The sequence below is a fragment of the Mesorhizobium sp. P171375 genome (genome assembly GCF_057786075.1).
On record NZ_JBYNWF010000001.1, the window covers coordinates 5,265,206 to 5,280,230 of the forward strand.

Sequence of the window (15,025 nt, forward strand, 5' to 3'; positions counted from 1 at the left end):
TCCAAATGCCGGAACGTGAGTCAGCGGCCGCCTGCGCGCCACCTCCCCCAATTCCGATCAACCCGCTCCATACCGGACTCGGCAGGAAGCCCCGACGCAGCGTCGCACGGCATTTACGTAAAAGTCAATTGACAGCACCATGCCCTGTTTCGTCAGGGGACGGCGAACCACCAGGTGGCCAGCCCCAGAAACGCAAAGAAGCCGACAACATCGGTGACCGTGGTGACGAACACCGCTGACGCCACCGCCGGATCGATCTTGAACCGGTCGAGCAGCAACGGGATCAGGATACCGGCAAGGGCTGCCACGAACATGTTGATGATCATCGCGGCCGCAATGATGCCGCCCAGATTGGGGTCGCGGAACCACGCCGCCGCCACGATGCCGATCAGCACGGCGAAGATGATGCCGTTGATGGAACCCACGCCCATCTCGCGGCGGATGATGCGGCTGGCATTGTAGATGTCGAGGTCTTTCGTCGCCAGCGCCCGCACCGTGACGGTCATGGTCTGCGACCCCGCATTGCCGCCCATGCCGGCTACGATCGGCATCAGCACGGCCAGCGCCACGATATGCTCGATGGTGCGGTCGAACAGGCCGATCACCGACGCTGCCAGGAACGCCGTCAACAAATTGACCAGCAGCCAGGGAACGCGCGAGCGCGAAGTCGACAGAATGCTGTCGGACAATTCTTCGTCGCCGACGCCGCCCATGCGCAGCAGATCTTCCTCGGCCTCCTGCTGGATGACGTCGACGACGTCGTCGATGGTCAGCACGCCGACCAGCCGCTCGTTCTCGTCGACGACGGCGGCGGAGAGAAGATCGTATTGCTCGAATTCCCGTGCCGCCTCTTCCTGGTCCATTGTGGCCGGAATGGCATGCCTTGTCTCGTGCATCACCTCGTCGACCTTGGTCGCGCGCTTGGTGCGCAGGATCTGGTCGAGGTCGATGGCGCCGAGCAGCTTGAAGCTCGGATCGATGACGAAGATCTGGCTGAAGCGCTCGGGCAGGTTCTTGTCTTCGCGCATGTAGTCGATGGTCTGGCCGATGGTCCAGAACGGCGGCACCGCGACAAACTCGGTCTGCATGCGGCGCCCGGCTGTCTCTTCAGGATAGTCGAGCGAACGGCGCAGCCTGATCCGCTCTGTGAACGGCAGTTGCGACAGGATCTCGTCCTGGTCTTCCTTCTCGAGGTCTTCGAGAATGTAGACCGCGTCGTCGGAATCGAGGTCCTGCATGCCCTGGGCAATTTGCTCATTGGGCATATTGTCGACGATATCGCGGCGGATCGCCTCGTCGACCTCGGTCAGCGCCGAAAAGTCGAAATCGACCCCGAGCAGCTCGACCAAAGCGCGGCGCTGTTCGGGATGCAGCGCTTCGAGCAGGTCGCCGAGTTCGGACTGGTGCAGGTCGTCGACTTCGCGCTTCAGCGTCAGCGTGTCGCGATCGGCAATGGCAGCACCGATCTGGGCCAGGAACGACGACAGCACGGCGCCGTCCTCGCCATAGATGTCGGCGTGGGCGTCGTCAGCGGCTTTGGCGCCGCTCGTTTGTTCGTCCTGGCTTTCCACAAGCGCCTCCCGCCATCATCCCTTGGGAAAAGGTGTCCGTCAGGTCTAGACCATGATCTTGAAAACTGGAAACCGGTTTTGGGTCCGGCGCTCAAACAAAAGTAGATAGGGCCGCAACACGATTCGACAACGCAAGCTGTCGCTCTAACGCACGGGAATTTCAAGCGAAATGCCCGCTTGGCGGTTGGCGCCTTTTTGCCGTGAAGTGACGGTGCCGGCCACACCGGAACCCTGTCGTTGCCATCGAAACAGCACGCGTTGCGGCTTAAGGCAGCGCGACAGCGCATGTCGCTGGGGAAAGAGCACCCCCGCACGGTTGGGGCAGAATTGTCATGATGCAGGTCCAGGCAACTGCCGGACCGCTCGGATTGCAACCAGAACAGCCGGAAGCCCTTGAAGATCAGGTCGCAGACAGAAGCCAAGGTATCAGCGGAACGGCGCGTGCGCGTGGTCGTCGCCGAACGCAATCCGCTCGTGATATCGGCCTTGCGCGAAATGCTGGACTGCGACGGCCGTTTCGATCTCCTCGCCTGCGTGCAAAGCGGCAGGCATTTCCTGGACCTGGCAGCGGAAGGCGAATTCGACGTCGCCGTCATCGGCTGGAAGCTCGCCGACATGGACGGCGCCGATGTGCTGGCCGAAGTTCACAGCCGCAAGCTCGGCGTGCGCATCGCGGTGTTTTCCAACGACCATGACATCGGCATCCTGAAGCAGTGCGTGCGGCTTGGAGCCCAGGGCTACTGCTTCCAGTTCGATGATCCGTCGATCATCTTCGAGACCATCCTGGCCGTCGCGCATGGCCGCATCTGCATCCCCTATATCGACATCAACAAGGTCAACGACACGCCCTTGGCGCAGCTCACCGTGCGCGAGCGCGAGCTGCTGGCAGTGCTGTCCGATGGCTGGACGAACCTGCAGATCGCGACGCGGACGGGGATTTCCGAAAACACCGTGAAATACCACCTCAAGAATCTCTACGACAAGCTTGACGTCCGCAACCGGGCGATGGCCGTGGCGCTCTATGCCAGGGAAAAGCGCACCCAGAAACAGCCTTTCGGGTAGGCAAGCGACAGGCCGCGGGTAGGCCAACCGGGTAGGCTTCCCCCACCCGCACGCGGCGAGATGTTACCCGGCAAGGTGTTGTTGCTTTTAACCGTCGAAACGAAACTCCCCATCACCGCTTTGCTGGATCAGGAGGAGTTCGCATCATGGCCGGTTTCACCCATCTTTTCATTCCCGGACCGACCAACATTCCCGAACAGGTCCGGCAGGCGATGAACCTGCCCATGGAGGATATGCGCGCCGCATCCTTCCCTGATCTCACGCTGCCGCTGTTCGAAGACATCAAGAAGGTCTTCAAGAACGAGACCGGCCGCGTCTTCATCTACCCCTCCTCCGGCACCGGCGCCTGGGAAGCGGCGATGACCAATGTGCTCAGCCCCGGCGACCGCGTGCTGATGTCGCGCTTCGGCCAGTTCTCGCATCTGTGGGTCGACATGGCCGAACGCCTCGGCTTCGAGGTCGATGTCATCGACTGCGAATGGGGAACCGGCGTGCCGCTGGAGCTCTATGCCGAGCGGCTTAGGGACGACAAGGCGCACCGCATCAAGGCGGTCTTCTGCACCCAGAACGAGACGGCGACCGGCGTGACCAGCGACGTCGCCGGCTGCCGCGCCGCGCTCGACGACGCCAAACACCCTGCTCTGCTGTTCGTCGACGGCGTGTCGTCGATCGGCTCGATCGACTTCCGCCAGGAGGAATGGGGCGTCGACTGCGCCGTCAGCGGCTCGCAGAAAGGCTTCATGCTGCCCGCCGGCCTCGGCTTCCTCTCCGTCAGCCAGAAGGCGCTGGCAGCTTCGAAGACTGCCACGCACCGGCGTTGCTTCTTCTCCTTCGAGGACATGATCCGCGTCAACGACACGGGCTATTTCCCTTATACGCCGGCTACACAGTTGTTGCGCGGCCTGCGCGCCTCGCTCGACCTGATCGCCGAGGAAGGGCTGGAGAACATCTTCGCCCGTCACCACCGCCTCGCTGAAGGCGTGCGCAAGGCCGTCGACGCCTGGGGCCTGAAGCTCTGCGCCAAGGCGCCGAAATGGCACTCCGATACGGTCAGCGCCATTCTGGTGCCGGAAGGCATCGACAGCGCCAATGTCGTCAAACGCGCATACGGGGCCTATCAGACGTCGCTCGGCGGCGGCCTCAACAAGGTGGCCGGCAAGGTGTTCCGCATAGGCCATCTCGGCTGGCTGAACGAGGTGATGGTGCTGGCCTCGCTGTCCGCGGCTGAACTCACGCTGCTCGACTGCGGCGTGAGGCTGGCGCCCGGCTCCGGCGTCGGCGCCGCCATCCAGCATTTCCGTGCCTCGGCCGCCGTGCCGGTCGCCGAAGCGGCGTGAGGAACCGACGATGAGCCACACCATCAACCATCTGAAGAAGCTGCGGCTGCAGCGCAGCGAACTCGCCGTTCCCGGCTCCAGCCCGGAGATGATCGACAAGGCGGCCAACAGCGCGGCCGACTTCATCTTCCTCGACATCGAGGACGCGGTCGCCCCGCCCGACAAGGAACGCGCCCGCAAGAACATCATCCAGGCGCTGAACGACATTGACTGGCGCGCCAAGGGCAAGACCGTCTCGGTACGCATCAACGGCCTCGACACCCATTACATGTACCGCGACGTGGTCGACGTCATGGAACAGGCCGGCGACCGGCTGGACACGATTTTGGTGCCGAAGGTCGGCGTGCCGGCCGATCTCTATATGGTCGAGGCCATGGTCAACCAGATCGAGATGGCCAAGGGGTTCAAGACCCGCGTCGGCCTCGAAGCGCTGATCGAGACAGCGCTCGGCATGGCCAATGTCGAGGCGATTGCCGCGACCCCCGGCCGGCTGGAAGCCATGCATTTCGGCGTCGCCGACTATGCGGCAAGCTGCAAGGCGCGCACCGTCAACATTGGCGGGCTGAACCCCGACTATCCCGGCGACCAGTGGCACTTCGCTTTGTCGCGCATGACCGTCGCCTGCCGCGCCTACGGCTTGCGCGCCATTGACGGGCCGTTCGGCGACTTCTCCGATCCGGAAGGCTACATCGCCGGCGCCAGGCGCGCGGCGGCCCTCGGCATCGAAGGCAAATGGGCGATCCATCCCTCGCAGATCGCGCTCGCCAACGACGTTTTCTCGCCACCGGAAAAAGAGGTCACCCGCGCCCGTCGCATCCTCGAAGTGCTGAAGGAGGCCGAGGCGCAGGGCAAGGGAGCGGCGGCACTCGACGGCAAGATGATCGACGCCGCATCGGAGCGCATGGCCAGGAACGTATTGGTGGTCAACGAGGCCATCGAACGCGCCGGCCAGGCGCACGTCGCCGCCGCGCAATAGAGCAATTCCAGGAAAAGTGTGAGCGGTTTTCCGTCCGGACTTGCGGAAAAACAAAGCGAAATACCGGGAGGACAAAATGGACATCCACGAATATCAGGCCAAGGAACTGCTGGCACGGCACGGCGTGCATGTGCCGCGCGGCGGGCTGGCCTACAGCCCCGAGCAGGCGACTTACAGAGCGCGCGAGATCGGCGGCGCCAAATGGGTGCTGAAGGCGCAGGTGCATTCCGGCGCGCGCGGCAAGGCCGGCGGCATAAAGCTCTGCGCCAATGACGAGGAGATCTCCAACGCCGCCGAAGCCATGCTCGGCCGCAAGCTGGTGACCCAGCAGACCGGCCCGCGCGGCAAGCTGATCTCAAGGCTCTATCTCGAGGAAGCCGTCGACATCGCGCAGGAGCTCTATGTCGGCTTCGTCCTCGACCGCAAGGAAGAGCGCGTCATGATCGTGGCCTCGGCCGCCGGCGGCATGGAGATCGAGGACATCGTCGAGAAGGCGCCCAATTCCATCCTGCGCACCTCCGTCGATCCCGGCGTCGGCATGCAGCGTTTTCAGGCGCGCGAAATCGCCTTCGGGCTCGGCCTCGACCACAATCTGATCGGCAAGGCGACCGAAACCATCTTCAGTTGCTACCAGGTGTTTCGCGACTACGACGCCTCGATGCTTGAGATCAATCCGCTGGTGGTGACCCGCGACGGCAACCTGATCGCGCTCGACGCCAAAATGTCGTTCGACGAAAACGCGCTGTTCCGTCGGCCGGAAATTTCCGAACTGCGCGACAAGAGCCAGGAAGACCCGCGCGAAACTTTTGCAAGCGACCGCGGCCTCTCCTATGTCGGCCTCGACGGCAATATAGGCTGCATCATCAATGGCGCCGGTCTCGCCATGGCGACCATGGACATGATCAAGATCGCCGGCGGCGAGCCGGCCAACTTCCTCGACATCGGCGGCGGCGCCTCGCCCGAGCGGGTGGCGAAATCCTTCCGCGCCGTGCTCGGCGACAAGAATGTCGAGACCATACTGGTCAACATCTTTGCCGGCATCAACCGCTGCGACTGGGTCGCCGAAGGCGTCATCAAGGCGATCCGCGAGGTCGGTGTCAACGTGCCGCTGGTGGTCCGGCTTTCCGGCACCAAGGCCGAGGAAGGACGCCGCATCCTGGCCGATTCCGGCGAGGCGGTGATCGTTGCCGACACGCTCGCCGAAGCCGCCGAAAAAGCCGTCGCCGCCTGGCGCGCGGCCACCAAGAAAAAAGCAGCCTGAGGGAGGTCGAGACAATGGCAATTCTGCTCAACCGCAGCACCCGCGTGATCGTGCAAGGGTTCACCGGCAAGATCGGCAGTTTTCATGCCGACGACATGAAGCGCTACGGCACCAAGCTGGTCGGCGGCGTTACCCCCGGCAAAGGCGGCCAGAAGCATCTCGGCCTGCCCGTCTTCAACACGGTCAAGGGCGCGGTGCGCGAAACCCGCGCCGAGGCAAGCATCGTCTTCGTGCCGCCGCCCTTTGCCGCCGATTCGATCATGGAAGCGGCGGACGCCGGGATAAAACTCTGCGTCTGCATCACCGACGGCATCCCGTCGCAGGACATGATGCAGGTCAAGCGCTACATGATGCGCTACCGCTACGAAGACCGCATGCGCCTGATCGGCCCGAACTGCGCCGGCGTCATCACGCCGGGACAGGCGCTGATGGGCATCATGCCCGGAAGCATCTACCTCCCCGGCCGCGTCGGCATTGTCGGCCGCTCCGGCACGCTCGGCTACGAGGCGGCCTCGCAGATGAAGGCGCTCGGAATCGGCGTGTCGACCAGCGTTGGCATCGGCGGCGATCCGATCAACGGCTCTTCGTTCAAGGACATGCTGAAGCTGTTCGAACAGGACGATGAGACTGACGCCGTTGTCATGATCGGCGAGATCGGCGGCCCGCAGGAAGCCGAAGCCGCGATCTGGGCGCGCGACAATATGAGGAAGCCGCTGATCGCCTATATCGCCGGCCTCTCCGCCCCGAAAGGCCGCCGCATGGGCCACGCCGGCGCCATCATCTCGGCCTTCGGCGAGTCGGCGCAGGAAAAGGTGGAGATCCTGAAAGACGCAGGCGTCGTCATCGTGCCGACACCCTCCTCCTTCGGCGAGGTGGTGGCCGACACGCTGTCGCGGATGAAGAAGGCAGCTTGAGACTCGGCCGGGCTAACCCCGCACAGAGCAATGTGAAATCGGGGTTGGCGTCAGGGATCGCCAGCCCAGCGATCGGCAGGATGTCAGATGAAACCGCGTTTGATTGTTACCCGCAAATGGCCGGCCCCTGTCGAAGCGGTCCTTGCCGAACGCTTCGACACGACGTTCAACACCAGCGATACGCCATTGAGCCCGGCCGCGATGACGTCCGCCTTCGCCGATTATGACGCGATCCTGGCGACGGTCAGCGACCGCTTGCCTGACGCGGTGTTCCCCGGCAGTGCTGCCCGCACCCGGATCATCGCCAATTTCGGCGTCGGCTTCAGCCATATCGATGTCGAGGCCGCCCGCAACCGCTCCATCGTGGTGACCAACACGCCGGGCGTGCTGACCGATTGCACCGCCGATCTGGCGCTGAGCCTGATATTGGCTGTCGCGCGCCGGACCGGTGAAGGCGAGCGCCAGTTGCGGGCTGGAGAATGGCGCGGCTGGTCGCCGACGCACATGGCCGGCGCGAAAGTGTCGGGCAAAACTCTTGGCATTGTCGGCATGGGCCGCATCGGCAAGGCAACGGCCAGGCGCGCCCATTTCGGCTTCGGCATGAAGATCGTTTTCTTCAATCGCTCAGCTGTCGACGATGAGGAAACGCGCGCCATGGGCGCGGTGCAGATGCAGACGCTCGAAGGGCTGCTCACCGCATCCGACTTCGTGTCGCTGCACTGTCCGGGCGGCGCGGAAAACCGCCATCTCATCGATGCCCGCAGCCTGCGGTTGATGAAACCAGGCGCCTTCCTGATCAACACGGCGCGCGGCGATGTCGTCGACCAGGACGCCCTGATCGGCGCGCTGGAAAGGCGTGAGATCGCCGGCGCCGGCCTCGACGTCTTTGCCGAGGAACCGGCCGTTCCGGAGGCGCTGAAGCGGTTGGAGAACGTCGTGCTCTTGCCGCATCTCGGCAGCGCGACCGAGGAAACGCGTGTGGCGATGGGCATGAAGGTGGTGGAGAACCTGACCGCCTTCTTCGAGGGTCGCCCGGTCCCCAACCGGGTTGCTTGAAAGCCGGGCGCAGCCCTCGGCCCGGGAGGAAAGCGTTTTGGAACAGAGCAAACCCATAAAGTTTCGCGAGGACGAGCGCAGCCTGCTGTTGCGGCTGCTGCTCAAGGTCGCCAGCGCGCGCGAGCCCGAAATCGCCGCCGTTCTGAGCGGGCGCAGGTCGCTTGTCTCGCTTGCCCCGCAACAGCGCATTCCGGCATTGCAGGCGAGCGGCGTATGGTTCCAGTTGCTGGCGATAGCCGATGAGTTGCTGGCCATGCGCACGCGCCGCGAACTCGAACAGGGCGCGGGCGTCAACGACGTGCCGGGCTCCTTCGCCAGCGTGATCGCGCAGATGGCGGCGAACGGGCGCTCGGCAGCGGACGCGCAGGCCGCGCTCAATGAACTCTGCGTCGGCCCGACCATGACCGCACACCCAACGGAGGCCAAACGCGTCACGGTTCTGGAGATCCACCGCCGCATCTACCGCAAGCTGACCGAGCTCGACCAGCCGCGCTGGGCGCCGCGCGAACGCGAGCTGTTGGTCGCCGATCTTGAAAGCGAGATCGAGCTTCTGTGGATGACGGGCGAGCTCAGGCTGGAGCGCCCAACGGTCGAACGCGAAATCGCCTGGGGCCTGCATTTCTTCCGTGAAGTCATTTTCGAGGCGACGCCGCAGCTCTACGGCAAGCTGCAGGACGCCTTCCAGCGTCACTATCCCGGAGAGCCGGTCAGGATCCCCTCCTTCATGCGCTATGCCTCGTGGATCGGCGGCGATCGCGACGGCAATCCGAACGTGACCGCCGCCATGACCGCCCATGCCCTGGCCGAATACCGAAACACCGCCATTGGCTGGTACCTGACGCAAATGCAGCGGCTGGTGACGGTGCTCAGCGCCAGTTCGAACGTCGTCGACCTTCCGGCCAGCTTCGCGCCGATTCTGCAAAGGGCACTCGACAAAAGTGGACAGGGGCACGACATCGCCGCCCGCAACCCTGACGAGCCGCTTCGCCAGTTCGCTTCGGCCTTGTTGGCCAGACTCGTGGCCACACGCGACGGCGGAGCCGCCGCCTACCCCTCCGCGGAGGCGTTTGGTGCTGATCTCCGCGGACTGGCTCTCGTCCTCGAAGCGATCGGAGGGCGCGCGGTAGCCCGACGTTTCGTCCAGCCGCTGCTCTGGCAGGTCGCAAGCTTCGGCTTCCGTACGGTCTCGCTCGACATCAGGCAGAACTCGACTGTCGTCAACCGGGTGCTGGCCGAGCTTTTTGCGCTGGAAGACCCGATCATGCCAGGCACGCCGCAATGGTCGGCGCGCATCCGAGCGGCCCTTGGCCAAAGCGCGGGGTTGCAGATCGACGCGGACCGGCTGTCGCCCGAGGCAAGGGAACTGCTTGCGACATTCTCTGTCATTGCGAACCAGATCGCCGGCGCCGATAGCGATGCGGTGGGCTGTTTCATCCTCAGCATGACGCGCTCGGCCGACGATCTGCTCGCGGTCTATCTCTTGGCGCAATATTGCGGGCTTTCGACCGCGCCCGGTGGCGACGGCACGATCAGGCTGCGGATCGTGCCCTTGTTCGAGACCATCGCCGACCTGCAAGCAGCCCCCGGCATCCTGAACGCATTGCTCGACATTGCCCTGGTGCGGCGCACGGTGCGGGATTTCGGCGCGCGCCAGGAAATCATGCTCGGCTATTCGGATTCCAACAAGGACGGCGGTTTCCTCGCCTCCAATTGGGAACTGGCCAAGGCGCAAAAGCGCCTCGCTGCCGTCGGCCGCAAGCACAAGGTCAGGATCAGCTTCTTTCACGGCCGTGGCGGCTCCGTCAGCCGTGGCGGCGCGCCGACCGGCCGGGCGATCGCGGCACAACCGGCAGGTACTGTCGCCGGAGCCATGCGGGTGACGGAACAGGGCGAGGTCGTATCGTCGAAATTCGCCAATCGCGGCACCGGCCTCAACCAGCTCGAAATCCTCGCCGCCGCCGTGCTGGCTCACAGTGCCGGAGCGCCGGGCGACGCCGAAACCAGGCAGACACCCGAGTTCGACGAAGCGCTGGAAGCGCTGGCCGGCATGTCGCAGGCTTCCTATGCCAGACTGATGGCGGAGCCCGGCTTCCTCGACTATTTCAACCAGGCGAGCCCGGTCGCGGAACTGGGATTGCTGAAAATGGGCTCACGGCCGGAGCGCCGTTTCGGCGCCAACGGCATTGCCGACCTGCGCGCCATTCCATGGGTGTTCGCCTGGAGCCAGAACCGCCATCTGCTGACCGGCTGGTATGGCATCGGCAGCGCGCTGAGTTCCTTCGTCACGGTGCGTGGCGATGCCGGGCGAGACCTTCTGGCGCGCATGTTCGAACAGTCGCGCTTCTTCCGCCTGATCGTCGACGAGGCGGAAAAGACGCTCTACCAGTCCGACATGGAGGTCGCCCGGCTCTATGCCGGCCTGGTGTCCGACAGCGATGCGTCGCAACGCATCTACACCCGCATCCTGGCGGAATACGAACTGACTCGACGCCTGATCCGCGACCTCACCGGAGGCGACCTCTCCGTGCGCTTCCCGATGTTCAAGCGGCGTTTCGACAGTCTGCGGCGTCAGATGGACGACATTCACCGGCTGCAGGTCGATCTGCTGCGTGATGTCAGGGCAAAATCCGGCGCGGCGTATCAAAAGCGGGCGACCGACGCCCTGCTCGTATCGATCAATTGCATCTCGTCTGGCCTTGGGTGGACGGGATAGGTTCCGTTTTCGCCGAGCTGTCGACGTCACGTGGCGTCATCGTCCGAGGCTGATCGACCACGGCCCGGACGAGAAGGCGGCGTGATCCCAGCGCCTCGGTCGTCAGTTTCAGACGGCAGGCGGCCTGAACGACTGCGCACTGATCCCTCACATGCGCCCGCGCGCGCCTTCCGGGTCATAGGGGGAGTCGGCGATCACCCGTGCCGGGCGCCGCTCGCCAAGAACTGAAACCTCCAGAACCGTCCCGGGCGTGCCGAACTCCAGCGGCAGCAGCGCCAACGCTAGGTCGTGGCCAAACGTGTAGGAGTAGCCCGCTGACGTGACGCGGCCGACAAGGCTGCCGTCGCGATAGACGCCCTCATAGGCAAAGGCGCTCGCTCCGTCCGTGTCGATGGACAGCGTCACGATCCGGCGGGCCGGGCCCTGCTTCTGCTTCGCAGCCAAGGCGGTGCTGCCGATGAAGTCGCCCTTGTCGAGCCTCACGAAGCGGTCGAGACCGCTCTCCCAGGCCGACAGTTCGACGTTCATGTCGCGGTACATGGCGCGAAAAGACTTGTCGAGACGCAGCGATTCCAGCGCCTGCAGCCCGACCAGCCTGAGCCCGTGCGCCTCACCTGATGCCAGAAGCGCGTCCAGCAAATGCCGCTGGTAGCAGAGCGGATGATAAAGCTCCCAGCCGAGTTCGCCCGAATAGTTGACGCGCATCAGTCGCACGTCGCTGGCCAGGCCGACGGTCGCCGACTGCACGCTGAACCAGGGAAAAGCCTCGTTCGACAGATCGACCTCCGTCAGCGGCTGCAGAACGTCGCGCGCCTTGGGCCCGACAATGGTGAAGCTGCCGCGATCGTTGGTGACATTGCGCAGGTACACACTGCCGTCCTTCGGCAGCAGCCGGTTGAGGTCGTCGTAGTTCCAGCGCTCGGCGCGCGGCGTCGAGACGAGGTAGAACAGGTCGCTCCGTAGCCGCGCCACGACATACTCGGCCTGCACACCACCGGCCGGCGTGAGATGGTGGGCGAGCGCGATGCGACCGAGGCGCGGCAAGCGATTGGCGAGGATCCCGTCGAGCCAGCGCTCGGCACCCGGGCCGCCGACCTCGAACTTCGTCATCGGCGTCATTTCGACCAGGCCGACGGCTTGCCGGACAGCCTGGACCTCCTCGCCGACATAGGTGCCCTTGGCGGTCCAGCGCCAGCTGTATGAATTGCGTGCCTCGACGCCCGAAGGTGCGAACCAGCTTGGCATTTCCCAGCCGTTCAGCACATCCCACACAGCACCGAGCTGACTCAGACGCTCGTAGGACGGAGCTGTTTTCTGCGGTCGTGCCGCCGGCATGTCCTGGCCCGGATAGTGCTGTGTTGCATGGGTGCCCCAGGCTTCCCGCACCTTCTCCCGGGTCCAGTTCTTGTTGGCATGGTCGCCAAAGCGCCGCGGATCCAGTTCCGCCGTGTCGATGCTGTTGCCGCCTTCGACAATCCGCTCGGAAAGGTAATGGCCGATCGTTCCGCCCCACAGGATGCCGCCCGGAACGCCTTCGGCGAGCCAGACATTCTGGAGCCCCCAGGCCGGCCCCATCAACGGCAGCTCATCGGCCGTCATCTGGAACGGTCCGCGTACATTTCTCTTGATGCCGGCGCGCCCGAGCGCGGGCACGAGTTCCGTCGCCCGTTCCCAGTTCCAGGACACGGCGTCGAAATCCTCATCGAGCAGGTCGGCGCCGAACCACTCCGGCACGCCGTTCTCGGCGAACAGCTTGAGCTGTTCGGTGCGCTCGTAGGGGCCGAACAGCAACCCGTCCCCTTCTTCACGCAGGTAGCCCTCGTAACCCTCGTCCCTCAGGATCGGCATTTCCGGAAGGCCCTGCCGCTTGCGCTCCACCACTTCGGGCACCGCGTCGGTGATCCAGTACTGATGCACGATCGGAATTGCCGGAATGTCGAGGCCCAGCATGGCGCCGGTCTGGCGTGCATAATTGCCGGTGGCGAGGATTACGTGTTCGCAGATCATGTCGCCGCGGGAGGTTCTGACCTTCCACTCGCCGCCCGGCATCCGCTCGAACCCCGTCACTTCGGTGCCGAGATGGATCTTCGCGCGGAGGTCGCGTGCACCCTTGGCCATGGCCTGGGTTACGTCAGCGGGCGCGATGTGACCGTCATCAGGATGATAGAGCGCGCCCAGCATGCCGCTATTGTTGAGCAGCGGCCAGATTTCTCGCGCCTCGGCGGGCGATACGATCCGCGCCCTTACGCCCTGGACTTCGGCGACATCGATATAGCTGCGGTATTCGTCGAGCCGGTCGCGCGTGTTGGCGATGCGCAGCTGGCCGCATTTGTGCCAGCCGACCTTCTGGCCGGTTTCGGCTTCGAGACCCTCATAGATCTCAATGGATTTGGCGATCATCCGGCCGACGTTGAGACTGCGGGCGTAGGAGGGTATCAACCCCGCCGCATGCCATGTCGACCCGGCAGTGAGCTGCGTCCGCTCGAGCAACGCGACATCGCTCCAGCCGCGCTTCGCCAAGCCGTAAAGAATACCTGCGCCGACACAGCCGCCACCGACGACCACCGCACGAAAATTACCCAACATACGCGCGATGCCCCTGGATGAAATTGTCATGGGCACTATAGGTAAGCGCGACACCGTCGGTCACGCCATTTGCGACGCCAGCGTGGCGGTTGGTATCCTTCCTTCGGTGGGTGGTGGCCGATACGCTGTCGCGGATGAAGAAGGCCGCCTGAACGGCGGCCCTCGAGTTCAACCGCGCCTCAGGCGGCCCAGACGTCAAGCAGCCCAGGCTTTAGGCAGCCCAGACCTCAGGCAGCCTTGTCGGTCGCGGGCTTCGCAACCTTGGTGGGGGTGGCGCTGCGGCGGCCGTCGACGCTGACCGGAACGTCGCCGTCGACCGTGGCGCGACGCACGACCCGGTGTTGATCGCCATAGTCGTTGACTGCGTAGTGCTGGGTGGCCCGGTTATCCCAGATCGCCACATCGCCGGCTTTCCAGCGCCACCGGACGGTGTTCTCCGGCGCGGTGACATAGGACTGGAACACCTCATAGAGCCGCGCTGAATCGCTTTTGGAAAGACCGACCAGCCTTTGCACGAAATTGCCGAGCAGCAACGTGCGTTCGCCTGTTTCGGGATGGACGCGGACAACGGGATGCTCGGTCTCGTAGACCGTCGAGGTGAAGACCTCCTCGAAGTGTTTCCTTTCCGCGGCGCTCGCACGCGGCCTCACCGCCGCATAGTCGTAGACATTGCTGTGAACCGCCCAGAGATTGTCCGCGAGCAGCTTCAACGGCTCGGGCAGGTCCTGGTAGGCTGCGGCCGTGTTCGACCAAATGGTGTCGCCGCCGGCCGGCGGTATGACGACGCCGCGAAGAACGGAGAATTTCGGATAGGCGTCAACGAAGGTGACGTCGGTATGCCACTGATCGGCGCGACCTCCGCCACGGCTTGAATCGAGCTCGAGAATGGACGCCGTCCCCTTGACGGGACCCTGGGTCGGATGCGGAACAAGGTCGCCGAGACGATGCGCAAAGCGCTCCTGCTCGACATCGTCGAGATGCGCCTGGTCGCGGAAGAACACCACCTTGTGCCGCAACAGGATCTGATTGATCGCTGCTACCGTCTGCTGCGGCAGGTCGCCGGAAAGCCGTATGTTCCGGATCTCTGCGCCGACACGTCCCGTAAGCGGGACTACGTCGGCTTCCGGGATGATCTGCTCTACTGGGGCAAGTTTGGGCATGAAAAACCTCTATCCTCTGGAACCGCGGGCTGCTGGCAATGCTCCGCCGTCACTGGCCGCACAGCGATCGGCGGAACACCCCCTTCACAGGGAGCTGTCTTGCTTGCTTACGAAAGCGCTGATCGCAACTCAGGAGGCGAAGGCCGCCAGGACTTAGCGAGCACTACCGAGATCCCATTCAAAACGTAATTCTACAAATTCCATAGAAAAAGTGTTTCAAAGTTCGGCAACGCGGGGAAAAATGACTTCTGCCCGAGCTCGTTCTCCGGGATGTCGACGGCGAGGAGCATGTTGGCAACGACAGATGCTAATCTTGCGAACGTTGCTGGGGAGGGCTGCGGGCAAGGCTTCGCTGTGCTCGCCTATCGCACTGCCGAGCCCAAAAGGGC

10 protein-coding genes are annotated in these 15,025 nt (G+C 64.1%); 7 read left to right on the top strand and 3 right to left on the bottom strand.

The window, feature by feature from the left end:
* Window positions 1-152: 152 nt before the first annotated feature.
* On the bottom strand, window positions 153-1,571 hold the full coding sequence (gene mgtE, locus ACYHH6_RS25670; RefSeq protein WP_352584293.1) for a magnesium transporter: 1,419 nt from the start codon (window positions 1,569-1,571) through the stop codon (window positions 153-155).
* 441 nt (window positions 1,572-2,012) lie between these two features.
* On the opposite strand from mgtE, the gene ACYHH6_RS25675 reads away from it, so the two are divergent.
* The 7 genes from ACYHH6_RS25675 (at window position 2,013) to ACYHH6_RS25705 (ending at window position 10,890) form a co-directional block, all read left to right on the top strand.
* Window positions 2,013-2,633 carry a LuxR C-terminal-related transcriptional regulator gene (locus tag ACYHH6_RS25675; protein ID WP_488500482.1) on the top strand — a complete coding sequence of 207 codons (621 nt, stop codon included), beginning with the start codon at window positions 2,013-2,015 and terminating at the stop codon, window positions 2,631-2,633.
* Between the two features lie 146 nt (window positions 2,634-2,779).
* A complete protein-coding gene (locus tag ACYHH6_RS25680) occupies window positions 2,780-3,970 on the top strand; it encodes an aminotransferase class V-fold PLP-dependent enzyme (protein ID WP_352584289.1) in 1,191 nt (396 codons plus the stop codon).
* A gap of 10 nt (window positions 3,971-3,980) precedes the next feature.
* The gene (locus tag ACYHH6_RS25685; protein WP_112565161.1) at window positions 3,981-4,946 is read left to right on the top strand and encodes an HpcH/HpaI aldolase/citrate lyase family protein; all 966 of its coding nucleotides are present in this window, start codon (window positions 3,981-3,983) and stop codon (window positions 4,944-4,946) included.
* A gap of 76 nt (window positions 4,947-5,022) precedes the next feature.
* Window positions 5,023-6,207 (top strand): malate--CoA ligase subunit beta, encoded by a 1,185-nt coding sequence (locus ACYHH6_RS25690; protein WP_352560151.1) that lies wholly within the window; start codon window positions 5,023-5,025, stop codon window positions 6,205-6,207.
* 14 nt (window positions 6,208-6,221) lie between these two features.
* Window positions 6,222-7,121: a succinate--CoA ligase subunit alpha gene (sucD, locus tag ACYHH6_RS25695; protein WP_352584287.1), complete on the top strand. Its 900-nt coding sequence runs from the start codon at window positions 6,222-6,224 to the stop codon at window positions 7,119-7,121.
* 87 nt (window positions 7,122-7,208) lie between these two features.
* Window positions 7,209-8,177 carry a 2-hydroxyacid dehydrogenase gene (locus ACYHH6_RS25700; RefSeq protein ID WP_352584285.1) on the top strand — a complete coding sequence of 323 codons (969 nt, stop codon included), beginning with the start codon at window positions 7,209-7,211 and terminating at the stop codon, window positions 8,175-8,177.
* A gap of 37 nt (window positions 8,178-8,214) precedes the next feature.
* Entirely contained in the window at window positions 8,215-10,890 is a 2,676-nt protein-coding gene (locus tag ACYHH6_RS25705; protein WP_352584283.1) for a phosphoenolpyruvate carboxylase, read from the top strand.
* A 147-nt stretch (window positions 10,891-11,037) separates the two neighbouring features.
* Here the strand turns inward: ACYHH6_RS25705 and ACYHH6_RS25710 are convergent, their stop codons facing one another.
* Window positions 11,038-13,476 (bottom strand): GcvT family protein, encoded by a 2,439-nt coding sequence (locus tag ACYHH6_RS25710; RefSeq protein ID WP_352584281.1) that lies wholly within the window; start codon window positions 13,474-13,476, stop codon window positions 11,038-11,040.
* 227 nt (window positions 13,477-13,703) lie between these two features.
* Window positions 13,704-14,636 carry a TauD/TfdA dioxygenase family protein gene (locus tag ACYHH6_RS25715; protein ID WP_352584279.1) on the bottom strand — a complete coding sequence of 311 codons (933 nt, stop codon included), beginning with the start codon at window positions 14,634-14,636 and terminating at the stop codon, window positions 13,704-13,706.
* Between the last annotated feature and the right edge of the window lie 389 nt (window positions 14,637-15,025).